The sequence below is a fragment of the Pseudoalteromonas sp. SCSIO 43210 genome (assembly GCF_054133285.1).
The window spans coordinates 989117-1013397 of record NZ_CP087225.1 but is presented as its reverse complement, the minus strand read 5'-3'; the positions used below and the strand labels follow the sequence as shown (position 1 = coordinate 1013397).

Below are 24281 nucleotides of genomic sequence, written 5' to 3'. Positions count from 1 at the left end.
TTTAGTCATTACGCAAAGTATCCATAAGTGCATTTTTTGATATTTTACTTAATGATTAAAGTGAGTGAATTGTGTACAATTCGTCCTCGTAAATTTTATCTCCACCGTCACCGATTGAGGTTGTTTCATGACCGAGCAAAAAAAGATTAACTTATTAGATTTAAACCGAGATGCAATGCGCGAGCTATTTGCATCGTTCGGTGAAAAACCGTTTCGTAGTGACCAGGTGATGAAATGGATTTATCATTTTGGCGTAGATAACTTTGACGAAATGACCAACGTAAATAAAAAGCTTAAAGAAAAGCTTAAAGCTGAATGCGAAATTGTTGCACCAGAAATCACCGTTCGCCAACAAGCGAGCGATGGCACTATTAAGTACGCACTTATTCTTGAAGGCGGCCAAGAAGTAGAAGCTGTTTGGATCCCTGAAAAAGAACGCGCTACTTTATGTGTATCATCACAGGTGGGTTGTGCGCTTGAATGTACTTTTTGTTCTACTGCTCAACAAGGCTTTAACCGTAACTTAAAAGTATCTGAAATCATTGGTCAAGTTTGGCGTGTAGCTAAAGATATAGGCCTTGATGGCCATAGCGAAAAGCGCCCAGTCACTAACGTTGTAATGATGGGTATGGGCGAGCCTTTACTTAATCTTAAAAACGTAGTGCCAGCAATGGAATTAATGATGGACGATTGGGGCTTTGGTTTATCTAAGCGCCGCGTAACATTAAGTACGTCAGGCGTTGTACCTGCACTTGATTTACTAAAAGAGAAAATTGACGTAGCACTGGCTATTTCATTGCATGCACCAGATAACGCACTGCGTGACATTTTAGTGCCCGTTAATAAAAAGTACCCAATTGAAGAATTTTTAGCCGCGTGTCGTCGTTATATCGACGGTTCAAAAGCTAATAAAGACGTAACCGTTGAATACGTTATGCTTAACGGTATTAACGACAGCACCGATCAGGCGCATGCACTCGTGCAAACGTTAAAAGGCACACCATCTAAAGTAAACCTTATTCCGTTTAACCCGTTCCCAGGTAATGAGTACACTCGCTCAAGTAACAGCCGTATTGATCGCTTTTCAAAGGTATTACAAGCAGCTGGCGTTACCTGTATTGTTCGTCGTACTCGAGGGGACGATATTGATGCAGCTTGTGGACAACTAGTGGGTGATGTAGTGGATCGTACTAAGCGCTTAGCTAAAAAGAAAATGCGTGATGATAATGCGATTAGTGTAAACATTCATCAAGCATAACTTTTAGTAAAATACTTAAAGCCTTTATATTAATTCGTTTATTTTTAAATATATGATGCAACATAAAGGCTTTTAGGTAAGATAGAAGATATGGATTAAAATACAGAGATAAGGTAATGCGATCTTTACTTGCTTTAACTATATCGGCACTCGCTCTAAGCGGGTGTGTAACCGAAAATAGTTATAACGGCAGTGACAAACCCGTCGTCGAAAATAAAATTAATAATATAGGCGCAGCGCGAACGCGTATTGCTCTAGCATTACAATACCTAAATACAGGCAATAATTCTCAGGCTAAATATAATCTAGAGCGTGCAGCCGAATTTGCACCAAATTTACCAGAGGTTCATTACTCTCTAGCTTATTACTATCAACAAGTTGGTGAAAATATACTGGCCGATAAAGCCTACCAAAAAGCACTCGCCATAAAACCAGACGATCCAAATACCTTAAATAACTACGGTGTATTTTTATGTGGCATAAATGAATACGACCGAGCCACTGATCAATTTTTAAAAGCAATAGAAATCCCTAGCTACATTCGTGTTGCAGAAAGCTACGAAAATTTAGCTTTATGTGCCATTGAGTTTAACGATTTTGATAATGCTGAAAGTTATTTTAAACAAGCCATGAACCACAGCTCGCAAAGAACGTCTACTTTAATCAGTTTAGCTGCACTGTTTTATGCTAAAAGTGATTTACACAAAGCAAGTGAGCTTTTAAAGCGTTATGACGATACAGGCAAAGTTTCATCTCGGGCTTTGATGCTTAACTATTTAATAAAAAATCGAATGGGTAAAATAGAAGATGCAGAAAAAATTGCGACCACTATTTCACAGACCTACCCAACGAGTAATGAAGCATACGTAATTCGAGAGCAAAAAGTACGGTTAAGCGAATTTGAAATTTTAAGAGAAAAATACCGAAAAGCTAAACTTGATGAATTACAAGAAACAAGTAATGGTGGACAAATTAGTGTTAAACCAAAAATAAAAATCACCCGGAAAAAACACATTGCTAGAGATAATTCAACAAGCTTAGTTACCAACGATAACAAACGCATAAGTTTAGCACCCCAAACTCAAATGGATAATGCAAGTTCAGTTATTGCAAGTACTGTTAATCCAATTAATAAAGGAAATACTTATACAAGCGCGCCCCCATCATCTATTTCAGAAAAAGAAACGACACCAACAGTAACTAGTTCAAGTACTAAAACCGATACATCGGCTATCATGCTTGCTTTAACAACTGGTCATAGTTCAGCTAATATGATGCAAAAAACGGTCGCCGCTCCACAAGTACCTAAATCACAAAAACAAGCCGAAAAAACATTAACTAAACCAAATGACAGCATTAAAATAATTTCTTTTGGTGCCCCTAAAGATGCAAACTTTAATTCGCAGCAAACTCCCCCTGTAATAAAGGCTCCTATAGAACAGAATGATTCTGATGTTGTTTTTTACACTGCAATGAAAGATACTAACGTGTTTGCTGAAAGTAGCCGCCAAAATAATAATGACATACAGTTTAAGAGTTATGAGGCAAGTGAACACATTGAACCACCAATGCTTAACCCTAAAGTACCAACTTTAAGCATCCCATTTCATGTAATTCAATTCGGTGAAAACCTATTTAGCATTTCGGTGCGATACAATGTTAAACTACAAAAACTTCTACAATGGAATGGTTTAAAAGAGTCGGATCGGGTAATGAATGGAAGTAAAATTTACCTAAACGATCCTAATGTTTATTACGAAATTAAAGCTGGCGACACCCTTTACGAAATAGCTACCCAGCGGCGTGTATTAATTGATCAATTAATGCGATGGAATAAATTAAGTCCTGACATAGCACTTACGCCAGGGCATAGACTTTTACTAGTGGATCCAGACTCATACACATTATGAATGAAGACAATACGCAAACACAGAGCGAACAACCAACGGTTGGTCAAATACTAAAAGCACATCGTGAGCAAGCGAATGTGAGCATTGAAGCAATTGCTAAGCCGTTAAAACTATCTGAACTACAAATAAAGCGTCTTGAAAACGATGAATTTCAATTACTCGGTCCTATTACGTTTGTAAAAGGTTATATTAAAAACTATTGCCGAGAATTAAAAGTTGATTGCACGCCTATTCTAGCTATGATGCCAGCCCCACCTGAGCCGGCTAAACCCGCGAACATGCAAAGCTTTTCACGCCGAACGGAGAAAGAAGCCAATGACAGCCGATTAATGTTCGTGAGTTATATTATTTTAGCGATCGTCATTGGTTCGTCTGCACTTTGGTTTTGGCAAAATGCCACGCCAATTGAAGAACAAACAAGTAATATTAATGTTGAGAACTCAATTATGAGTGAGCGACAAGCAGCACAATCTCCTTTTTTTGAACAAGAACAACAAGCAGATACTAATAAAACGGTACAACCGCAAAGCGAAACATTAAATGATTCAGTAGAACAACCCGTAGAAACAGTAACTACTGATCTGGATAAAACACCAGGTATAAGTACAATCGTGATGAACTTTAACGATGAAAGCTGGGTTGAAGTTTATGACGGTGAGGGTGAAAAAGTAGCTTTTGGTGTTAAAAAAGCAGGCTACCAGATGACGGTTAGCGGTACTCCTCCTTTTTCTGTTGTACTAGGTAAGCATGACGTTGTAAGTATTACCTTGGATGGTGAGCCTATCGACATTTCGGCTTTTCCTAAAAATCGTTTAGCTAAATTTAAATTACCACTAGCAGAGTAGTCGCTATGTTTTCAGAATCTCCAATTAAACGCAGAAAATCAACTCGTATCAATGTAGGTAATGTACCTATTGGTGATGGTGCACCGATTGCAGTGCAATCAATGACCAATACCGATACCATGGACGTAGATGCAACCGTGGCACAAATTCAGGCAATACAAGATGCCGGTGCCGACATTGTGCGTGTGTCAGTGCCAACAATGGATGCAGCAGATGCATTTAAAAGTATTAAAGAACAAGTCACTATCCCTTTAGTAGCCGATATTCACTTTGATTACCGTATAGCCTTAAAAGTGGCAAAATACGGCGTGGATTGCCTACGAATAAACCCAGGTAATATAGGCAGCGAAGAACGTATTAGAGCCGTGGTCGATTCAGCTCGCGAGCATAACATTCCTATTCGTATTGGTGTAAATGGCGGCTCACTTGAGCGCGACTTACAAGAAAAATACGGCGAGCCTACACCTGAAGCCTTATTAGAATCAGCAATGCGCCATGTAGATATATTACGCCGTCTTGATTTTGACCAATTTAAAATATCAGTAAAAGCATCAGATGTATTTTTAGCGGTAGGCGCTTATCGCTTACTTGCTAAAGAAATAGACCAACCACTGCATTTAGGTATTACCGAAGCAGGCGGCATGCGCTCAGGTTCGGTAAAATCAGCCGTTGGTTTAGGTATGTTACTTGCTGAAGGCATTGGCGACACACTACGAGTATCACTTGCAGCCGACCCAGTACAAGAAATCAAAGTAGGCTTTGATATTTTAAAATCGCTGCGTATACGCTCACGCGGTATTAACTTTATTGCCTGCCCTAGCTGCTCACGCCAAGAGTTTGATGTAGTTAGCACCATGAACCAGCTTGAAGAGCGTTTAGAGGATATTATTGAGCCTGTATCGGTTTCGGTAATTGGTTGTGTTGTAAATGGCCCAGGTGAAGCACTCGTTAGTGATATAGGTCTTGCTGGTGCAAACCGTCGCTCTGGCTTATATATTAATGGCGAGCGTCAAAAAGCACGTATCGATAACAATAATATTGTTGAACAACTCGAAGGTTATGTACGTGACTTTATAGCCCAAAAGCAAAACCAAACACCTATCGACATAAAAATAGTCGAATAAATACCGTATTTAGTGGCAAACAACGCTGTTTGCCGTTGACCTTTATAGCAAGTGGATACCCAAACCACCTCAAAATACAGAACTCAGCGTTTCACAGGGATTTAATATCAAGGCGTTACTTTGCAAGTATGGCAATCCCTTTTAAAAAGTAACAACGATGAGAGTAAGTGCCTGTGAACCGCCCAATGGGTTGGTTTTAAAGCGATTTATACTGCGTTATTGATTTTAACAATAGAACCTCTATTATTTGCAATCAATGCCTTGCCTAAATCGCTTTTAATTCCAACTGAAAGTCGCATCTTGGGGTAGTTTGGGTATATAATAGCGGGTCAATTTTTAGCATTCTTGTTGTGTAAGCATTTTTTATTACACATAAACAGCATTTAGGATTTATCAGTGGCAAAACAAATTCAGGCAGTTCGCGGTATGAACGATTGTCTGCCAGGCGACACACAAGTTTGGCAGAAAGTAGAAAGCATTTTACGCGAGACAGTAGCATCGTTCGGTTATCAAGAAATTCGTTTTCCTATTGTAGAATCAACCGACTTATTTAAACGCTCTATTGGTGAAGTAACCGATATAGTAGAAAAAGAAATGTACACCTTTGCAGATCGCAATGGCGACTTATTAACACTGCGCCCTGAAGGCACCGCTGTATGTGTGCGCGCAGGTAACGAAAATGGATTATTATATAACCAAGAGCAGCGTCTTTGGTATATGGGACCAATGTTTCGCCATGAACGCCCGCAAAAAGGTCGTTACCGCCAGTTTCACCAATTTGGTTTAGAAACGTTTGGTATTGCCACAGCCGATATAGATGCCGAAGTTATTTTATTAACAGCGCAACTATGGGAAGCATTTGGTATTACTGAGCACGTACGCTTAGAGCTTAACTCATTAGGATCTAACGAAGCGCGCGCCGATTACCGTGATGCATTAGTAGCTTACCTTGAACAACACATAGATGTGCTTGATGAAGATTCAAAACGTCGTATGTATTCAAACCCATTACGCGTACTTGATAGCAAAAACCCAGATGTACAAGCCATATTAACCGACGCACCTAAATTATCTGAGCACCTAGATGTTGAATCAAAAGAACATTTTGAAAATTTATGTGAACGTTTAGACGCCGCAGGCGTCTCATACACGGTTAATGAAAAATTAGTACGTGGTTTAGACTACTACAACCGTACCGTATTTGAATGGGTAACCGACAGTTTAGGCGCACAAGGCACTGTTTGTGCTGGCGGTCGTTACGATGGTTTAGTTGAGCAACTAGGTGGTAAAGCAACCCCAGCGGTTGGTTTTGCAATGGGCCTAGAACGTTTAGTATTATTGCTACAGGCTATTGAGTGTGTGGGTGACATTCGTCGCAATGCTGATGTATATTTAGCAGCGATGGGCGACAAAGCAAGTATTCAAGCACCTATTATTGCCTCTGAACTACGTCGTGACGTAGCCGGTTTACGTGTTATGGTACATGCTGGCGGCGGTAACTTTAAAAAACAATTAAAACGTGCTGATAAAAGCGATGCACTTGTTGCTGTTATTATCGGTGAAGATGAATTAGAAAAAGGCGTTGTGACTATAAAGTACTTACGTGAACGTAAAGAACAAGTCACACTAGAATTAGAACAAGCTAAAACGCTATTAGCTGAGCTTATTAACGGCTAAGCTGACATTAGAGGTAAACATGGATATACATTCAACAGAAGAAGAACAAGCAGAAGCCATTAAACGTTTTTTCCGTGAAAACGGCGTTTCACTTGCACTAGGTATAGTTGTTGGCTTGGGTGGTTTGTATGGCTGGAAAGCGTATAACCAAAACCAAATCACAACAGCTGAGAAAGCATCAAACTCTTTCACTAAGCTTGTTGAAGGTGATGATGTATTATCTTCAGCAGATACGTTTATCAGCGAAAATAAAGACACAAACTACGCAACATTAGCCGCATTTGTTGCTGCTAAAGATGCTGTAGATGCGCAAAAGTTAGATGTAGCAAGCGAAAAACTGAGTTGGATCGTATCTAATGTGCAAAATACAGAACTAAAAGCAATTGCGATTACACGCTTAGCCCGCATTCAAATTGCACAAACTAAATATGACGATGCATTAAATACATTAAATGCACCATTACCAGAAGCATTTAACGCAAACGTTGCCGAACTTAAAGGCGATATTTACGCTCAGCAAGGTAATAAAGATCAGGCTCGCACTGCTTATCAAGCAGCTGTAGATGCAGGTGGATTAACCAGTAACCCACTATTACAAGTTAAGTTAGATGACCTAGCAGTAACTAGCCCAGCGGCTTAAGGTTTTAGGCATGAGAAAATTAACGACTGCAACCCTTGCCCTATGTATGGCAACACTGATGGGTTGTTCATCAAGTGATGATGAAGACGAACTAGTACTTCCTGAAATTGTAAACCAGTTTGAAACTGACGTTGTTTGGCAAGAATCAGTTGGTGACGGTGTAGAGCATTATTTCTCTCGACTAACGCCTGCTATTTATAAAGATACTGTATATGTTGCTAGCCGTGAAGGCCAGATTGAAGCACTTTCGCTTACGAATGGCGACACAAAATGGGAAACTGACGTGCGTCAGGATTTATCATTTTGGCCATGGAGTGACAACGGTACAGCAAAATTATCAGGCGGTATTTTACAAGCTTATGGTAAGATTTATATTGGCTCTGAACATGGCTTTATTATTGCCCTTGACCGTGAAACCGGTGAAGAAGTTTGGCGTAAAAATGTACCTGGTGAATCGCTATCAAAACCAACAGCTGGCGATGGCTTAGTTTTTGTTAATTTAGCGTCTGGTAAATTATTAGCGTTACACCCAGATACAGGTGAGCAGCGTTGGAGCTTTGAACAAGAAGTACCGCCGCTAACATTGCGCGGACAAAGCTCACCAACCGTTGCTAACGGTGGTGTATTAGTTGGCCTTGAAACAGGCAAGTTAAACGTTTTGATTTCAGAAAGTGGTTACTCAGCATGGAGCGCAGAAATAGCGGTAGCTAAAGGTGCATCAGAGTTTGAACGCCTAGTTGACGTAGATACTCAACCACTTATTAGCGGCCCATACGCATATGCTATTGCTTATAATGGTAACTTAGCCGCTATTGATATTCGCTCAGGTAATATTGTCTGGAAACGTGAATACAGTAGCTACCGCGATATTGCAATGGATGCACAAAGTATTTATGTAGTAGATAGCGATGGTGTTATTTACGCATTGGATAAAGATTCAGGTATTGAACGTTGGAGCCAACCCGCTCTACGTGGTTGGTACTTAACAGGCCCTACAGTTGCGGGTAGCCATTTAGCTATAGGCGACCAAGAAGGTAACCTGCATTGGTTAAATAAAGAAACTGGCGAGCTAGTATCTCGTGAAGACTTTGACAGTTCAGGATTTTTTATTGAGCCTGTTGTTGCCGACGATAAACTGATTTTATACACCCGTGATGGTGAAGTTAGTGCGGTTAAAATACCGAACTAACTTACTACTATTAGTATAACCTGCTAATAGTTAATTATTTTTTGTAAGGCTTCGCACTGCGAAGCCTTTTGTTGTTTTTTAAAGAGGTAGTTTATGCTTCCCGTGATCGCTCTAGTTGGGCGACCCAATGTGGGCAAGTCCACATTATTTAACCGTTTAACACGTACTCGTGATGCGCTCGTAGCCGATTTCCCTGGTTTAACACGAGATAGAAAATATGGCCAAGCTAGTTATGATGGCTATGAATTTATCGTGGTAGATACGGGTGGTATTGATGGCTCAGAAGAAGGCATCGAAATCGAAATGGCAGATCAATCTCTGCTAGCCATTGAAGAAGCCGACATTGTTCTGTTTTTAGTAGATGCTCGTGTAGGTATGACCGTAGCTGACCAAGCAATTGCTAATCACTTACGCAAGCAAGATAAAAAGTGTTTTGTTGTTGCCAACAAAACCGATGGTATTGATGCAGATTCAAACTGTGCTGAATTTTACCAATTATCATTAGGTGAAATTCATCATATTGCGGCATCCCATGGTCGTGGTATTACGTTATTACTTGAGCAAACACTTCAGCCGCTTATTGCTGAATTAGCTGCACAAGACGAAGACGTAACAGGCGATGACGAAGAGCTTATTAATCTTTACGAAGAAGATGAAGACAGCGACACCGATCACCAGGCATTTGCAGACAAACCTGTAAAGCTTGCCATTATTGGTCGCCCTAATGTTGGTAAGTCTACACTTACTAACCGCATACTCGGTGAAGAACGCGTAATTGTATACGATATGCCAGGTACAACACGTGACTCTATCTACATTCCGATGACGCGAAATGAAAAAGAATATGTGTTAATTGACACAGCCGGTGTTCGCAAACGTAAAAAAGTAAGCGACGTAGTTGAGAAGTTCTCTGTAATTAAAACGCTTCAAGCAATCGAAGATTGTAACGTTGTGTTATTGATTGTTGATGCTCGCGATGGTATTTCAGATCAAGATTTAAGCTTATTAGGCTTTGCCCTTAACTCAGGTCGTTCATTGGTTATTGCTGTGAACAAATGGGATGGCTTAGACGATTACGTTAAAGATCGTATTAAATCAGAGCTCGATCGCCGTTTAGGCTTTATTGACTTTGCACGCCTACACTTTATATCTGCACTACACGGTACAGGTGTTGGTCATTTATTCGAATCTGTTGACGAAGCGTATGAGTCTGCAACTAAACGTATAAGTACTGCAATGTTGCGTCGTATTATGGACATGGCTCAAGCCGATCACCAGCCGCCACTTGTTCGTGGTCGTCGTGTTAAGCTCAAATATGCGCATGCCGGTGGTTATAACCCACCACGTATTGTTATTCACGGTAACCAAGTTAAAGATTTACCAGATAGTTATAAACGCTACCTGATGAACTACTACCGTAAAGCGCTTAAAATTATGGGCACCCCAATCAAAATTGAATTTAGAGAAGGTGAAAACCCATTTGCTGGTCGTGTTAATAAAGTAACACTGTCGCAAAAGCGTAAAATACGTGCATTTGCTAAAGAAAATCGTAATAAATAAATTCGTTAAAAATTAGTTTATTGTAATAAAAACGGCGTACTTTTTAGTACGCCGTTTTTGTTTTAATATGTTATTAACAGTCACAAACTAAGTAAAGCTAAGCGAACCAAGTTCTCAACGGTGGTTTCATGCGCACTTTTATTTTTATTAGTTGGCATAAACCTAGAAGTAGGTGATTTAATAGTTATAAACCCATGATTAGTTGCCATTTCATGAGCTAACAGCTTACGCTCTTTGGGTGTTAAGTGGTTTTCGTGTATTTTTGCCAGCTCGCCACTATCAAGCCATATTCCTGCACAGCCTGGGCATTCATCTATTTCGACGGCCTTTACTGGCGAAAAATACCTGCGCATCATTACAATTTTTTTGCACTTTGGGCAATTAATTCGTAGCGATACATCGTATTCACTCTCGCTATGTTCACTCAAATGCTTTAGCAACACCTGACCATGCTTTAGCTCTGGCGAGCTAAATTTAAAAATTTGGCTGTTATCAAAAAATACGCCGCCTTGCGCTGAGGTGTAAACAGTAATACCGCCAATTAATAACGGCTCAAGAGAGGCATTTGTACGTGGGCAATGCATTTAAAACTCCTTTTTATTTTAATACTTAACTTATACTACTTTACTCAAGCGCTTTGTGAATAAGCCCAACAAGTGGTGCGGGTAATGTAATATTACCTGCAAGTACAAACTCATGCGCTTCATCTGACATTTTTTGCCAAGTACGACGAATTATACCAATCCACTTTTCCTCATTGTAATCTGGTTTTGCATTGGCAAATCCAAGCATATAATGTTCAATAAACACCAAACTAGCCACATTTTCAACAAGCTGGCTGTCTGGATTACGTTTAATATTCTTTTTAGCGACCGCATCGTACACTCGGTTTTGCTCAGCTTCATCGTAACCAGCTTGCTTCATGAGCGCAACAACACTGCTAGCATGAAATATATAAAGTGCACTGCGCCATTGATGATAGCCCTGCTTATTCATTTCAAAGTCACTACGTGGCGACTTCCAGCGTTGTATATGCTGCCCGCGCACTGCAATTTGCATGAGTTCATCGGCATCTGGTTTAAAACGAGTTAACATTTCGCTCATGCGCAAGGCGTATAAACTTTCTTTAGGAAAGCTTTGTCCATTGTGCTGCTCAGTATTTGGATCTTGGTTATTAGCTTCATCAATCAGCGCTATTACTTTATTAAACATGACGGTCTTTTATTGTAATTAGTTTTAATCATTCTAAACGCTGATAAAACAATAAACTAGTGCCCCACTCACTTCAGCGGTGAAATTTGTTCAATCAAAAAGTAAAACCTAGAGGTACGGGTTATAAAAGTAAGCGCATTGATTAAGTTAACTTGGTACTATATTGAGCACAAATTAAAATAAAAAAGCGCGATAAATAATAACTAACTCGCCAATAACGGATGACTATGTTTAAAAAAAGTATTCTAGCTATATGCTTAGCGGTTGTATCGCTACCAAGCTTAGCCGACAGTAACACTGATTTAAAAACCATTATTGATAACCATTGGCAAAATGCCAAAACCGAAAAAATATTTTTTCGTACCGACCCAGACGGCTGGAAACCCAGCGGTACATTGCCAAATTGGAGCGAGCAAGCCATTGCAAAGCGCCAAGCTTATAACAACAGCGTACTAAAAAGCTTAGCCAGTATTGACCCAAAAACGCTCAACAACGAGCAGCTAATGAACTACCGCTTATTTAAATATGAGCGAGAAACAGAGCAGCAAAGCTACCTTTATCAAGATAAGTATTTTCCGGTTAATTTTTTAAGTGGCTGGCATACTTATTTTGCCGAAGCACCGGCTAACATGGCATTTTTAACACCCGACGATTACAACGCATTTTTAATCAGCCTTGCCGACTACCCTCGATTTAATCAGCAAAATATTGATTTAATGAAAGAAGGTATAAAAACAGGCTTTACTCATTACTGCAAAACCTTTGAAAATTACAGCCAAAGCATTAGCGCGCATATTGTTAAGCAACCTGAAAACAGTGCCCTTTACGAGCCCTTTACACGTATACCAAACACGTTTACAGCAGAGCAAAAAGCCACATACCAAAATAAAGCAAAGGCCTTAATCAGCTCAAAAGTAGTCCCTGCTTATCAGCATTTTTACGACTTTTTTGAAAACGATTACATGCCTAACTGTAGAGCCCAGCCGGGTATTGCAAGCGTTAAAGGCGGGCTTGAGTATTACAAATATGCAGTTAATTACTACACCACAACCAATGCCACACCAAAGAAAATTCATGAGCTTGGCTTAAAAGAAGTCGCGCGTATTAAAGCGCAAATGCAAAGCATTATTGATAAAGTAGGTTTTGATGGCACATACAGCGATTTTTTAGAATTTTTAGCAACCGATGAGCAATTTTACGCAAAAGACGCGCAAGACTTGCTAGAAAAAACCGCTTTTATAACGCAAAAAATGTATGGAAAATTACCAACCTACTTTAATCATTTACCGCGTAACACCTTTACTATTAAAGGCTCAGCGAGTCGTGGTGCGTTTTATATGCCACCTGCTGATAACCGCTCCCCTGGCACTTACTTTTTGGCCTCAACACCTAAGCTACAGCCTTTGTATAATTTAGAAGCACTAAGCCTTCACGAGGCAATACCAGGGCACCATTTACAAAACGCCATTGCAATGGAGTTAAATGTACCCCAGTTTAGACGCACACTTAGCCACTCAGCATTTGGCGAAGGCTGGGCACTATACACCGAACGTTTAGGAAAAGAAGCCGGCTTTTATCAAAGCCCCTACAGCGACTTTGGTCGTTTAGGTTACGAAATGTGGCGTGCAGTGAGGCTTGTTGTTGATACCGGTATTCATGCGTTTGGTTGGAGCCGCCAAAAGGCTATTGACTACTTGGCAGATCACACTGCTTTGCCACAAAGTGCGATGGAGGATCAAATAGATCGTTATATATCATGGCCAGGCCAAGCGCTTTCGTACAAAATGGGCGAAATAAAAATACGCGAACTACGCGCAAAAGCTGAAAAAGAACTAGGTGCTAAGTTCGATATACGCAGCTTTCACGACACCGTTATAGGTCAAGGTTCACTGCCTATGGAAGTATTAGAAGACGTAATAAACGATTGGATAGCAGAGCAAAAATCAGCTATTTAACATTAAAGGAGGCGGTATTATTTGCCGCCTCTTTTTAAAACCCTCTTAAACACCTCAAAACTAATCTCTACCCGCTTTTGCTTCGTAAAGTTAATGATTGCAAAAACCTGAGCTAACCTATGAGCAAACGCATTTTATATTGGCTACAAAACGATTTACGTCTAACCGACAATGCTATTTTTAGTGACCTTGTGTCGCAGCAATGCGCACTAGATATTGTATTTGTTATAAACCCGCACTGGTTTAAAAATAATAACTACCAACAAAAGCCATATGGCGTGCATAAACATCAGTTTTTAATGCAAAGCTTGTACGAACTACAACAAACACTTATTGAGCGCGGGCAAACCCTGCATGTGCTTGAAGGCGAACCCGTATCGCTTTTAAAAGCGCGTATAAATGAGCAAAATATAGATGAAGTGGTATACAGCGAGCAATTTGGCCTGTACGAGCAACGCCAAATAAACTTACTCAAAGCACATTGCCCTAATACTAAATTTACAGGGTCGCAGCAAGACACGCTCTTTAAACACAGTGACCTACCGTTTGATTTAAGCGAATTACCTAAACACTTTACCCCGTTTCGTAAAAAGGTAGAGGCCTCCACTAGCCCCATTTCACTTTCAACATTACCAAACGGTTTGCTCCCTCAGCCAAGAACCTTGTGCGCTAAAAAACCTTTAGAGCGTATAGCAAATAATGGTGTAATGCATGGCGGGTTTAAAAGTGCACAAACACACTTAGAGCAATACTTTTCAGGCTTGCTGCCAAGTACTTATAAAATAACTCGAAACGAGCTTGATGGCTTTAATAACACCACAAAATTTAGTACCTGGCTTGCTTTTGGCTGTGTAAGTGCGCGGCAAGTTTATAAAGCAGTTGAGGCGTACGAACAAAGTTATATAACAAACGAGTCTACCTACTGGATTAAATTTGAATTGCTATGGCGAGAGTATTTTAAATGGCATGCACTTAAGGCCGGTAAAAGCCTGTTTAGCTTTAAAGGCCAAAAGCAAACCAAACCCCTTACTACATTTATGCCAAGCCGATTTGCTGCATGGTGTAATGGCTCAACACCCTACCCATTAGTCAATGCCATTATGAATGAGCTTAATGCTACGGGTTATATATCAAATAGAGCAAGGCAAATTGCAGCAAGCTGCTTAGTAAACGAGCTTGGCCTTGATTGGCGATACGGCGCAGCTTATTTTGAACAGCAACTGATTGATTACGATGTAGAAGCTAATTGGGGTAATTGGCAATATATAGCAGGTGTAGGCGTAGATCCGCGTGGTGGTAGGCACTTTAATATACAAAAACAAACGTTACAGTTTGACCCGCACACTGTTTACACTAATAAATGGCAAGGCAATAAAAATACCAGTAGGCAGCTGGATACCTTAAACGAAGTTGATTGGCCAATTTAAGCCGCCAATCAACTTTTACCAAGTAACGTTTAAAACAATTCAGCAATGCCTATATTAATAGCGTAACCACCCAATGTTAAAAATAAAAACAAGCACAGCGCCAGCAACAGCGGTTTAATACCCGCTTGGCGAATTGCCCCTACATGTGTGCGTAAGCCTAAAGCCACCATTGCAATGGTGAGTAATATATTATCAAACCAAACAACTGCGCTTGTAGCGACTTGAGGAATAACTGATAGCGAATGTACACCACTTGCCACAATAAATAGCACCGCAAACCAAGGGATTGTAATACCCGCTTTTTGCTCGCCGCCATGCACGTTATTGTTTGTTTTAGCATGCTTTTTACTTTGCCAAAACGATAAGCCCACTAAAAATGGCGCAAGCATCATCACCCTTAGCATTTTTTCTATAACGGCGGTATCTGCAGCATTGGCGCTTACAGCTGTGCCCGCTGCAACCACTTGCGCTACTTCATGAATAGTTGAGCCTACAAAAATACCGTAAGCGTGCTCGCTCAATCCCATGTAATCAAACATGATTGGGTAGGCAAACATGCTTAACGTGCCAAACACCACCACCGTTGCCACCGCTACCGATACTTTATGCGCTTGCGCTTTTATAACCGGCTCAGTTGCCATAACCGCAGCGGCACCACAAATAGAACTACCCGCGCCAATTAATATGGTTGTTTGTTCATCAAGCTTAAATACGCGCTTACCTAGCTGCACTGCCAAAATAAATGTGCCTAACAGCATTACAACATCGGTTAATAAGCCTTCCCAGCCCACGCCCGCTACTTGCGCAAAAGTAATTCTAAACCCAAACAACACAACCCCCGCTTTAAGCAATATACTTTTAGCGTAATCAACACCTATATCGGTTTGCGTAGCAATGCGCGAAAACACACTGTTACCCACAATAATGCCAAGCACAATACCAATCGTTAAAGAGCTAAATTGCGCACTTTGCATTACGGGTAACTTACTTAATGCAACAGATGATCCCGCCAAAACAGCCACCAGCAGCATACCTAACCACCAGCGCGTATCGCCGTATTGCTTAGTATTAAGACCCAAATTTTTAATAGCGCTAAGCATAATATTCTCTCAATTGAACAACGTTAAACTGTTGACTTCATTTTAAGAAAGCGCAAAATATAACTCCAATACATTAAAATCATGATTTGATAACTTAAAGTTATGTAATTTGAGAGACACAATGAACTTGCATGCACTTAGGGTGTTTTATACGGTAGCAAAGCTTGGTAGTTTTTCAGGCGCAGCTGAAGCGCTTTTTATAAGCCAGCCGGCTGTATCTAAAGCGCTAAAAGAGCTTGAGCACCAATTAAATATTCAACTTATAGAGCGTGCATCTAAAGGCAAAAAACTTACCTTAAGCGACGGCGGCCAAGCCTTGTATGATCATGCACGTAGCATTTTTGCCATTGAAAAAGCCGCCATTGAAGATATTAAATCACGCACAGGGCTCAAGCGTGGCACGCTCGTTATAGGCACTAGTACAACCATTGCCAGCTATTGGCTACCGCCCTATTTAGCTAAATTTTGCTCGCAGTACCCACATATAAAAGTAGAAGTACAAGTGGCTAATACCGCGCAAATTGAGCACGCCATACTTGAATGCACTATCGATTTAGCACTGGTTGAAGGCACACCAACTGAGCCGCATATTATAAATAAGCACTGGCAAAACGATTTAATGAGTATCGTTATACCCAGCGACTTTGAGCCCACTAAAAACTTAAAAGCATGGTTAAACAATCAATTTTGGCTACTGCGCGAGCCGGGCTCGGGCACTTTAGAAATGTCGGTAAAGTTATTAGCCCAACATGGCGTAATAGCAGAGCGCAGTATGCAATTGGGCAGCAACGAAGCCATAGCAAGGGCTGTCGCTCAAGGTATGGGGGTCGCTTTATTGCCAAATGTAGTTACTGAGGATTTAGTGCAGTTAGGTAAATTAACGCGCCTGAGCCAAAAAAATAACGAGCAACTCTCTCGGCCGCTATACCAACTGCATTATAAAGACAGACCGTCTTCACATGCCGCACAAGCATTCGAAAAAAGCCTGTTTAGTGAATAATGTTTATATCAATAAGTGTATACGCGATTTGTAAGTCGCGTATATGCGATAATTGGTAAGCTTAGCCTCTTGTTGAGTGCTTTATTGCTCGATATATTTAAATGTATTCGCACCATCAAAATATCTGATATTTACTGCTTTAATAATATCTGAGTTTACCATTCTGGCATTTATTGCAACTCTATTTATACCATTATCTCGTTTTTGAGTGTAATGAGTGGTGCAACCACAAAACGAGCACGAGTGATACGAACGTAGTTTATTACCCCATAGATATACAGCATTATTTGATTCTTGTTTTATTACTACTTGATTCGCTGTGTAATATACCCACAAAGCTGCAATACGATAACATATGGAACAATTACAACTGGTTACTGATTTCGGTAATTTTTTTGTGGTTATCGCTATATTTCCACAATGGCAAGTTGCTTCGATCATGTAGCCTCCTTGGACAGTTAACACTTTAGTATTTACACAACACGCAGTTTATGTTGCATAATCGCTTATTGAACTAACAAAACTAGACCGCCACTAAGCAGGTTTAACTGGAGATCATCCTAATATTGTTCAGCCTCTATCTAGGGTCTTATATGGACTCCCCGTAAATGTCAAAAAGAAAAAGTTAAAATAAATTTAGATGCTAGCTTATATACGGGCTCAAATTATTTAAACAGGACAGCCACTCTAATTGAACAGACAAAAAATCTCCTAGATTCTAATTGGAAGTGCACCACCCACACATTAATGTATTAATAAACTATTTATTGCAGCTCACCATCTAACTTATAAACAGATTAGCTAAACCGACAAGCTCTAATATAAATAGCTCTATTTACAAGCCCTGCGTTAAGTCTTGCGCTAACGTACCCGTTGGCTTTTCAACTACACGTACTAACTCTTTGCCATTTTGCTTAACAATAAACGTAGGTGTGTATTGTAAGTCGTGGGCCTGTGCAATGCCTGCATCATCGCGTTTGTTGTAGCCTACGGCCACGTAGTCAATACTGGCAAGGGTAACTTTAGATTCATCTAGCAACTTAATAAGCTTTGGCACTTCGCGCTGACTGTCGTGGCACCACGTGCCGAACAATACAATAAGCTCTTTACCTGCTAATTTTTGCATTAGCGCTATATCTTGCGCCGTTGGCGTAAACACTTTGTATTGTTCGTTAAATTTATCGTAGTCGCTTAGCAGTGCTTGCGTACTTATCTCGCCCGAAAATGGCGCCGTAGCAGCGCAGCTTACAAGCGGCATGCTTAAAGCGCACAGTAAAATTAATTGTTTAAACATAAGGTTACTCTTACTTTAGGTATTAATTTAGGTATTAAACGACTATACCCAATATTGAGTGTGGAGTGAACAACTCAAAACCGTTACTTTTTATCCATAAAAAAGTTAACTTGCGATAAGTTAGTTAAATATTCTCGCCTTACGTTTTTATTCTCAGCTAGCTTATCTAAGTCACCAATTAAGGTAACTAGTTTATTATGAGAATGGCTGCTTGTTTTTTCAAACTCGTCTTGCTTTTCGTCACTCTCAACACGCTCTTTTTTATTCATGTTGTAGCTGTTTTCGTTTTCTTCAAGCCAAATATCGTCAATTAAGCGAATGTCGCTTTTACTAACTGTTTGCTCTTGCATCGCCATTTGCAGCTCGTATTGATTTGTTTGTGGATTAAACTCAAACATTTTTGTATCAACATCAACTTTGTGAGACTGATCGAGCCCCACAAGTTCTTTATTTTTAACGGCGGTGTTTACGTTATAACTCTCTTCTTTGTCGTAATAATCAGGGCGACTGTATTGATAATCAAAGTGGCTACTTACATTTTTACTTTGCGTTACACTGCTAAGCTCCCCTAATTGGGCTTGTTCAGTCGCTTGGCTTAGCTCAATTGTACTTTTAGGTTGATAGTCGCCGTTATCAAGCGCATAAGAAAATGTAGCATCAAAATCAGCGAGCTTAGAAATACCCGTGCCTAATGTATTTGGCGCCTTATTACCAAGCCCTTGGTAACGGGCATCGTTTGTAATCATGTTATCAACCAAATCAGCAACCATAGCGCGCCCATCATTAAAGTGCTGATCTGCAAGTGACTCCAAATTGCTATAACGCTCAGCCGCCGCTGACATACTCGCAAAAGCGCCTTTAAACAATGCAAAACCTTGTTGCATTGCCTCATCGCCACTTTTACCAAACGCCGATGTTTTATCATCTTCAGTACTGTTTACTCGGCTATCTTCTAGGCTTTGATCGAGCGACGCTAAATACTGCTGCATTTGCTGCGTGTCTTTAGCGCCAATGGTTGACATATCGAGTGCAAAATCAATGTCGTTTTGCCCACCTACGGCTTTAAACACAAGTGCTTGCTGGTTTGATGCTTCATCAATGGAGTAACTTAAATCAAGCGTGTTCTGGGCAGTATCAAGCGCATCATTTTGTGTTGTTGAAAACGACACATTAAAACCGGCTAACTGTTCACTATTAAAGTCCGCTAAAAAATCTAAACTCATGTCTGTTTGGTTTGGCACTATAAGAGGGTTGAATGAATTTTCACTCACTTTAAAAAACTCATCGGCCATTTCGCCAACACCCGCTATAACCTGCGTTAAAGCACCATGTTCAGCCTCAGATAAATTACCATTAACTTCGTAACTTATGCCAAAGCCATCTATCGCTTCACCTGTTTTTTCGTCATAACCTTGCGATGAGTTAAAGGTAATGTTTATAACATCACCTTCTTTAGTTTTTACCGAGAGCTCAAACAGGTAGTTATCGTCATCCTCGTATTTTGCGCGATTAAGGCTTTCCATGTATGGATTAAGCGAGCGCTCTACACGTTGCTGGCTTGAGGCTAAAAACGTTTTTTGTTCATGCCCAAGCTGACCTAAACTCGATAAAATCTCGCTGGTATTAGCATAAGCACCCTGAATATTTTTAACCGACGTACTTAATCGCTCAATTAATTGGGTGCTATTTTCGTTTTTTAATAACCCCTCATGCTGAGAGCTTATTACGGTGCGCAGGGCGAGTTCTTCATCGGAGAGTTTATAGTTAAGCATGCTGGGCGTGCTTGAAATAGTAAATAACGAGGTAAGTTGCTGCTTTAAAACGTCCTCTACATTTTGATTACTGGCTAGTGCTTCATCAAGAGTTTCATTATTTAACTGGCTTAATAACCCATCGGTTATTTTAGGCGCGTTAATGTGTAAATCATTAATAGCTTGAAGGTCGCTACTGGTGTGCAGCGAAGGACTAACAGAGCTTTGGTTAGCGTTATTAACTGATTGGGCAAGTAAAGTGCTTAAATTAGACTGGCTGCCAAGTGCATTATTAACCATGATTATCCTTAATCGCTAAACTCTATTAAGTAACCTATCGGTCGTTTGGTTAAAAGCTTTAGTTTAAAGAGGCTTTTTTACCTATTATTTATACAAAAAAATTATTAATAAGTTAAACAAGCATAAATCTAAACTCGATAAGAATAAAGCAGATAAGCGTAAGTCGGATGAGCGCAGTGCCATCCGACAAGTCCACACTTTATTAACCTGCTATCCGGAAAACCACTTTACTCTTGAGTCTCTTTGTTCGCTTATCACCTTCATCTGTTGCTTTTATTCTGTGCACTAAAAAATCAAACAAGAAATGATCATTTTTGGATCAAGACAACTTAACGCGTATTTTTTATACCATAAGAGTCATAATTCTGTAACTTTGATCCGCGATAATCTCTATCCGATAAATGAATACACTCAAGAAGATTAAGTAAGATGAGTACACCTTTAGTGCAACTAACATTTGCACTGCAATCATTTGATGATTCTATGTCTGCGGCGATGAGCCACGCTATGGAATATGAAAAGCTATCGCTAAAAGCCAATGCTGCGCATAACATTACGCTGCAGTGTGTCTTGCCTGATGGCGCAAATGAGAGCGATGTTATTTCACTAAGTGCAACGCAGCCCAGTGCGCGTGGGGCGCAGTATTTTACTGAAAAAACACTGAGCAATGACGACCTTGAATTTGGTACTGTAAACCTAACTTTAAGTAACATTACACAAAGCCAGTGTTTTGTAGTGCAAATGATGCTGCACGGAAAAAACACGACCTTAAAAGAAAGCCAACAACTCGATGTGTACATTAAAGCATTTGAGCAAGGCTACATTCCTGAACACATAACAACTGAACATGCTAAGCCTCAAGGCGTTCGTAGCTACTTTGCGAGTATGGGTTCTACGTTTTTATCGCTGTTTTAGTACTCACTGCACTTAAATTACGCGACACTACTTATAAGTTATTAGTCTGAAAAACTTACTTTACCCATAGTGACTCCCGCGATACCTTGTGCAGTATTACTTAGGTGTTGCTGCTCTCCTGCTAGACATTCGTTTGCTAAAATAGCAAATAACACGGCCTCTTTTGCGTCGGGATTTATACCTAAATCGTCAGTATTTTTAAACGCCTTAATACGTGGACAAAGCGCTGTAAGTTGCGCCATTAGTAACGGATTATGAATACCGCCACCACTTGCATACACCACACAATTTTGTGCGCGCTCTGCACACTCGTTTAATGCGTTTGCTATAACGGTTGCAGTAAAGGTATTTAAGGTGGCCATTATATCTTCATGGCTTAAATGGTGAGTATTTGTAAGTTGCTGTGCGGCGTTTAAATACGCTAAGTTAAATACCTCAGGCCCTGTGGTTTTAGGCATTGGGAGTTTAAAAAACGCGTTATTACATAATGCATTCAATAATGGCGTATTTACCTTGCCTGCTTTTGCTATTTTTGCGCCATCGTCATAATGTAGTCCTATAAAATGCTGCTGTACGTAGGCATCCATAATGGTATTACCGGGGCCAATATCGGAGCTAAATACACCGTTTGCATCACCATTTTTGGGTAAAAACGTTAAGTTAGCTATGCCGCCCATATTTAGCAAAACCCGACTTTCAATAGCGCTCGAAAAATATAAATAATCGCCATACACAGCCAGTGGTGCGCCCTCGCCTCCTGCGGCTATGTGTTTTTGCCTAAAATCCCCAATGGTTGTAATACCCGTAGTAACGGCTATTTGGTCGCTATCGCCAATTTGTAAAGTGCCGTTATTAAAGCTTTTGTGATTATGTTGCGACTGCGGACAGTGGTAAATGGTTTGCCCGTGGCTCGCTATTACATCAATATTTGCTGGGTTTATTTGCCAAGTATGTAAGCACTGGTTAACCATATCGCCATGGAGTTTACCTACCCACGGGTGCAATAAAGTAACAAGCTCTAAATCGCATTCTCGCTTAGCAAATACCTGCTTTATTTTAGTTTTATAATCGTCGTTGTAGTCAACGGTGGTAAAATTTAAAACCTCAATGTGTGTATTTAAGCCTGCGCCCGTTACTTTACACAGTGCAACATCAAGCCCATCCAACGAGGTTCCGCTCATTAAACCAATAATTAAACGGCTTGGTTTTTGGGCGCTGTTATAAAGCGCTTTAATGTGAGGGTGCATAATGGCATCTAAAATAGGTGTAATATTTTGCTTATATTAGAGGACTTTAAAACAAAGTAATAGCCGTAAACCGTTTAATTTAGGTTCTGATTGTTTAACTCTTAAATGATTGCTAAGTTAGCGTGCATACTAAAAATTTATGGAAAAATATGATCACCCTCAGAGAGTTTAAAGCCCAAGACGCGCCTTTTATTATTAACACCTTAAATGATGAACAGGTGACTCGTTACTTATCGTCAAAAATTCCGTTTCCGTATACTCAAGCCGATGCTGATTGGTGGATAAACCAAGGCTCAAAAAACGGTATTATTAAGGCCATTGCTGTAAATGGGGAATTTGCGGGCTGTATTGGCATAACTTCCGGCGAATTTGAATACAGCCACAGTGGCGAAATTGGTTATTGGCTAAATAAAACCTATTGGGGGCAAGGCATTATTACTCGCGCTATTGAACTTATCTGCGAAGAAGCGTTTGCGCAATCTAACCTAAATAGAATTTTTGGCGCTGTGTTTGCTGGTAATACTGGCTCTATGAAGGCACTTACTAAGAGCGGCTTTGAACAAGAGGCTGTGCTTAAACAGGCCATTTATAAAAACGGGGTGTTTTACAACAATCATATATTTAGTAAGCTAAAATAAACCATTTAGAATAAATACTCTGCAAAGCTTGAATTACCAGTACCTCGCCCAAAGCTCATCTATTGAGGTAAAAATATATATTTACACTGCTTAGCACGCATTATTGTTTAGGTTAGATATTAATTTAACGCATAAACATTCGCTAAGTAAATTCACTTTAATAGGAGATCTTTTATGTCTACAACTAGTCGCCAACTTACTCTTGAATCACGCCCTAATGGCGCTCCAACAGATGAAAACTTTAAATTAAAAACGGTAGAGCTTCCTGCATTAAAAGACGGCGAAGTTTTACTACGTACTATATACCTATCACTAGACCCGTATATGCGTGGTCGTATGAGCGATGCTAAGTCGTACGCAGATCCAGTTAATATTGGCGATGTAATGGTTGGCGCAACCGTGTGCCAAGTAGAGGAGTCTAAAAACGATAAGTTTAGGATCGGCGAATGGGTACTTGCCTACACAGGTTGGCAAGACTACGCCATTACCGACGGCGAAGGCTTAATGCAGTTAGGTAAAGAGCCTGCAAACCCTTCATACGCATTAGGTATTATGGGTATGCCTGGCTTTACTGCTTACATGGGTTTACTTGATATTGGCCAGCCTAAAGAAGGCGAAACCGTAGTTGTTGCAGCAGCAACAGGCCCAGTAGGTGCAACGGTTGGTCAAATAGCTAAAATTAAAGGCTGTAAAGTAGTGGGTGTTGCTGGTGGTAGCGAAAAATGTGCACACGCAGTTGAAAAACTAGGGTTTGATGCCTGTATCGATCACAAAGCTGATGACTTTGCGGAGCAGCTAGAAAAAGCCTGTGATAAAGGCATTGATGTTTACTACGAAAATGTGGGCGGTAAAGTATTCGACGCCGTACTACCATTACTAAATACCGCAGCGCGCGTACCATTGTGTGGTTTAGTATCGCAATATAACGCTACTAGCTTGCCAGAAGGCCCTGACCGTTTAGGTATGCTAATGGGTCAATTGCTTACTAAGCGTATTAAAATGCAAGGTTTTATCATTTTTGATGATTACGGTGACCGTTACGACGAGTTTGCACAAGACATGCAAAAATGGCTACAAGACGGGAAAATTCAATACCGTGAGCACATGGTAGAAGGCATCGAAAATACAGTAGGCGCGTTCAACGATATGATTTGCGGCAAAAACTTTGGTAAAACAGTGGTTAAAATTAATAACCCACTTTAATTTTAAACGGCTTGTAAGGCCAAGCCCTTACAAGCC

At 40.2% G+C, this 24281-nt stretch carries 21 protein-coding genes; 14 read left to right on the top strand and 7 right to left on the bottom strand.

Annotated elements, in window-relative coordinates:
* Positions 1 to 127 precede the first annotated feature (127 nt).
* The 8 genes from LOS73_RS04520 (at position 128) to der (ending at position 10203) form a co-directional block, all read left to right on the top strand.
* Positions 128 to 1258, top strand: a complete 1131-nt coding sequence (locus LOS73_RS04520; RefSeq protein ID WP_007377441.1) for a bifunctional tRNA (adenosine(37)-C2)-methyltransferase TrmG/ribosomal RNA large subunit methyltransferase RlmN — start codon at positions 128 to 130, stop codon at positions 1256 to 1258.
* Positions 1259 to 1374: 116 nt separating this feature from the next.
* Positions 1375 to 3168 carry a type IV pilus biogenesis/stability protein PilW gene (gene pilW, locus LOS73_RS04515; protein WP_457934553.1) on the top strand — a complete coding sequence of 598 codons (1794 nt, stop codon included), beginning with the start codon at positions 1375 to 1377 and terminating at the stop codon, positions 3166 to 3168.
* Entirely contained in the window at positions 3165 to 4013 is an 849-nt protein-coding gene (locus LOS73_RS04510) for a RodZ domain-containing protein (RefSeq protein ID WP_007377439.1), read from the top strand. Before pilW ends, LOS73_RS04510 begins: the two co-directional genes overlap by 4 nt.
* 5 nt (positions 4014 to 4018) lie before the next feature.
* Positions 4019 to 5137, top strand: a complete 1119-nt coding sequence (ispG, locus tag LOS73_RS04505; RefSeq protein WP_008139556.1) for a flavodoxin-dependent (E)-4-hydroxy-3-methylbut-2-enyl-diphosphate synthase — start codon at positions 4019 to 4021, stop codon at positions 5135 to 5137.
* Positions 5138 to 5533: 396 nt separating this feature from the next.
* Complete coding sequence (gene hisS, locus LOS73_RS04500; protein WP_007377437.1) at positions 5534 to 6814, top strand: histidine--tRNA ligase; 1281 nt, start codon at positions 5534 to 5536, stop codon at positions 6812 to 6814.
* Between the two features lie 19 nt (positions 6815 to 6833).
* On the top strand, positions 6834 to 7454 hold the full coding sequence (locus LOS73_RS04495; protein WP_033037917.1) for a YfgM family protein: 621 nt from the start codon (positions 6834 to 6836) through the stop codon (positions 7452 to 7454).
* A 10-nt stretch (positions 7455 to 7464) separates the two neighbouring features.
* On the top strand, positions 7465 to 8643 hold the full coding sequence (gene bamB / locus LOS73_RS04490) for an outer membrane protein assembly factor BamB (RefSeq protein WP_457934552.1): 1179 nt from the start codon (positions 7465 to 7467) through the stop codon (positions 8641 to 8643).
* Positions 8644 to 8736: 93 nt separating this feature from the next.
* Positions 8737 to 10203: a ribosome biogenesis GTPase Der gene (gene der / locus LOS73_RS04485; protein WP_033017497.1), complete on the top strand. Its 1467-nt coding sequence runs from the start codon at positions 8737 to 8739 to the stop codon at positions 10201 to 10203.
* A gap of 80 nt (positions 10204 to 10283) precedes the next feature.
* Here the strand turns inward: der and LOS73_RS04480 are convergent, their stop codons facing one another.
* Both LOS73_RS04480 and LOS73_RS04475 read right to left on the bottom strand, forming a co-directional pair.
* On the bottom strand, positions 10284 to 10787 hold the full coding sequence (locus LOS73_RS04480; RefSeq protein ID WP_457934551.1) for a TFIIB-type zinc ribbon-containing protein: 504 nt from the start codon (positions 10785 to 10787) through the stop codon (positions 10284 to 10286).
* 40 nt (positions 10788 to 10827) lie between these two features.
* Positions 10828 to 11415: a DUF4202 domain-containing protein gene (locus LOS73_RS04475; protein ID WP_457934550.1), complete on the bottom strand. Its 588-nt coding sequence runs from the start codon at positions 11413 to 11415 to the stop codon at positions 10828 to 10830.
* A 227-nt stretch (positions 11416 to 11642) separates the two neighbouring features.
* Between LOS73_RS04475 and LOS73_RS04470 the strand changes: the two genes are divergently transcribed.
* Together LOS73_RS04470 and LOS73_RS04465 are read left to right on the top strand one after the other, a co-directional pair.
* A complete protein-coding gene (locus LOS73_RS04470) occupies positions 11643 to 13370 on the top strand; it encodes a DUF885 domain-containing protein (RefSeq protein ID WP_457934549.1) in 1728 nt (575 codons plus the stop codon).
* Positions 13371 to 13489: 119 nt separating this feature from the next.
* Complete coding sequence (locus LOS73_RS04465) at positions 13490 to 14797, top strand: DASH family cryptochrome (protein WP_457934548.1); 1308 nt, start codon at positions 13490 to 13492, stop codon at positions 14795 to 14797.
* Positions 14798 to 14826: 29 nt separating this feature from the next.
* Here the strand turns inward: LOS73_RS04465 and LOS73_RS04460 are convergent, their stop codons facing one another.
* The gene (locus LOS73_RS04460; protein ID WP_457934547.1) at positions 14827 to 15897 is read right to left on the bottom strand and encodes a YeiH family protein; all 1071 of its coding nucleotides are present in this window, start codon (positions 15895 to 15897) and stop codon (positions 14827 to 14829) included.
* Positions 15898 to 16018: 121 nt separating this feature from the next.
* Here LOS73_RS04460 and LOS73_RS04455 point away from each other — a divergent pair, with 121 nt between their 5' ends.
* On the top strand, positions 16019 to 16897 hold the full coding sequence (locus LOS73_RS04455) for a LysR family transcriptional regulator (protein WP_457934546.1): 879 nt from the start codon (positions 16019 to 16021) through the stop codon (positions 16895 to 16897).
* Positions 16898 to 16978: 81 nt separating this feature from the next.
* Here LOS73_RS04455 and LOS73_RS04450 read toward each other — a convergent pair whose 3' ends face one another.
* From LOS73_RS04450 to LOS73_RS04440, 3 genes are all read right to left on the bottom strand, one after another.
* A complete protein-coding gene (locus LOS73_RS04450; RefSeq protein WP_457934545.1) occupies positions 16979 to 17338 on the bottom strand; it encodes a GFA family protein in 360 nt (119 codons plus the stop codon).
* A 394-nt stretch (positions 17339 to 17732) separates the two neighbouring features.
* Positions 17733 to 18191, bottom strand: a complete 459-nt coding sequence (locus LOS73_RS04445) for a thioredoxin family protein (protein ID WP_457934544.1) — start codon at positions 18189 to 18191, stop codon at positions 17733 to 17735.
* An 83-nt stretch (positions 18192 to 18274) separates the two neighbouring features.
* Complete coding sequence (locus LOS73_RS04440; protein WP_457934543.1) at positions 18275 to 20242, bottom strand: hypothetical protein; 1968 nt, start codon at positions 20240 to 20242, stop codon at positions 18275 to 18277.
* A gap of 429 nt (positions 20243 to 20671) precedes the next feature.
* On the opposite strand from LOS73_RS04440, the gene LOS73_RS04435 reads away from it, so the two are divergent.
* The gene (locus LOS73_RS04435) at positions 20672 to 21157 is read left to right on the top strand and encodes a hypothetical protein (RefSeq protein WP_008139604.1); all 486 of its coding nucleotides are present in this window, start codon (positions 20672 to 20674) and stop codon (positions 21155 to 21157) included.
* A 41-nt stretch (positions 21158 to 21198) separates the two neighbouring features.
* Here the strand turns inward: LOS73_RS04435 and LOS73_RS04430 are convergent, their stop codons facing one another.
* Positions 21199 to 22404, bottom strand: a complete 1206-nt coding sequence (locus LOS73_RS04430; RefSeq protein WP_457934542.1) for an anhydro-N-acetylmuramic acid kinase — start codon at positions 22402 to 22404, stop codon at positions 21199 to 21201.
* A 149-nt stretch (positions 22405 to 22553) separates the two neighbouring features.
* Between LOS73_RS04430 and LOS73_RS04425 the strand changes: the two genes are divergently transcribed.
* Both LOS73_RS04425 and LOS73_RS04420 read left to right on the top strand, forming a co-directional pair.
* Positions 22554 to 23042, top strand: coding sequence for a GNAT family N-acetyltransferase (locus LOS73_RS04425; RefSeq protein WP_457934541.1), 489 nt, complete (start codon positions 22554 to 22556; stop codon positions 23040 to 23042).
* A 174-nt stretch (positions 23043 to 23216) separates the two neighbouring features.
* On the top strand, positions 23217 to 24245 hold the full coding sequence (locus tag LOS73_RS04420; protein ID WP_007377416.1) for an NADP-dependent oxidoreductase: 1029 nt from the start codon (positions 23217 to 23219) through the stop codon (positions 24243 to 24245).
* Positions 24246 to 24281: the final 36 nt, after the last annotated feature.

What these genes read in the sequence shown, in the direction of transcription:
- LOS73_RS04520 (WP_007377441.1), top strand. Translation starts at nt 128, where the DNA reads ATGACCGAGCAAAAAAAGATTAACTTATTAGATTTAAACCGAGATGCA.
- LOS73_RS04450 (WP_457934545.1), bottom strand. Translation starts at nt 17,338, where the DNA reads ATGATCGAAGCAACTTGCCATTGTGGAAATATAGCGATAACCACAAAA.
- LOS73_RS04455 (WP_457934546.1), top strand. Translation starts at nt 16,019, where the DNA reads ATGAACTTGCATGCACTTAGGGTGTTTTATACGGTAGCAAAGCTTGGT.
- LOS73_RS04475 (WP_457934550.1), bottom strand. Translation starts at nt 11,415, where the DNA reads ATGTTTAATAAAGTAATAGCGCTGATTGATGAAGCTAATAACCAAGAT.
- LOS73_RS04470 (WP_457934549.1), top strand. Translation starts at nt 11,643, where the DNA reads ATGTTTAAAAAAAGTATTCTAGCTATATGCTTAGCGGTTGTATCGCTA.
- LOS73_RS04445 (WP_457934544.1), bottom strand. Translation starts at nt 18,191, where the DNA reads ATGTTTAAACAATTAATTTTACTGTGCGCTTTAAGCATGCCGCTTGTA.
- LOS73_RS04465 (WP_457934548.1), top strand. Translation starts at nt 13,490, where the DNA reads ATGAGCAAACGCATTTTATATTGGCTACAAAACGATTTACGTCTAACC.
- LOS73_RS04435 (WP_008139604.1), top strand. Translation starts at nt 20,672, where the DNA reads ATGAGTACACCTTTAGTGCAACTAACATTTGCACTGCAATCATTTGAT.
- LOS73_RS04440 (WP_457934543.1), bottom strand. Translation starts at nt 20,242, where the DNA reads ATGGTTAATAATGCACTTGGCAGCCAGTCTAATTTAAGCACTTTACTT.
- ispG (WP_008139556.1), top strand. Translation starts at nt 4,019, where the DNA reads ATGTTTTCAGAATCTCCAATTAAACGCAGAAAATCAACTCGTATCAAT.
- LOS73_RS04510 (WP_007377439.1), top strand. Translation starts at nt 3,165, where the DNA reads ATGAATGAAGACAATACGCAAACACAGAGCGAACAACCAACGGTTGGT.
- LOS73_RS04425 (WP_457934541.1), top strand. Translation starts at nt 22,554, where the DNA reads ATGATCACCCTCAGAGAGTTTAAAGCCCAAGACGCGCCTTTTATTATT.
- LOS73_RS04480 (WP_457934551.1), bottom strand. Translation starts at nt 10,787, where the DNA reads ATGCATTGCCCACGTACAAATGCCTCTCTTGAGCCGTTATTAATTGGC.
- LOS73_RS04430 (WP_457934542.1), bottom strand. Translation starts at nt 22,404, where the DNA reads ATGCACCCTCACATTAAAGCGCTTTATAACAGCGCCCAAAAACCAAGC.
- LOS73_RS04420 (WP_007377416.1), top strand. Translation starts at nt 23,217, where the DNA reads ATGTCTACAACTAGTCGCCAACTTACTCTTGAATCACGCCCTAATGGC.
- LOS73_RS04495 (WP_033037917.1), top strand. Translation starts at nt 6,834, where the DNA reads ATGGATATACATTCAACAGAAGAAGAACAAGCAGAAGCCATTAAACGT.
- LOS73_RS04460 (WP_457934547.1), bottom strand. Translation starts at nt 15,897, where the DNA reads ATGCTTAGCGCTATTAAAAATTTGGGTCTTAATACTAAGCAATACGGC.
- bamB (WP_457934552.1), top strand. Translation starts at nt 7,465, where the DNA reads ATGAGAAAATTAACGACTGCAACCCTTGCCCTATGTATGGCAACACTG.
- der (WP_033017497.1), top strand. Translation starts at nt 8,737, where the DNA reads ATGCTTCCCGTGATCGCTCTAGTTGGGCGACCCAATGTGGGCAAGTCC.
- pilW (WP_457934553.1), top strand. Translation starts at nt 1,375, where the DNA reads ATGCGATCTTTACTTGCTTTAACTATATCGGCACTCGCTCTAAGCGGG.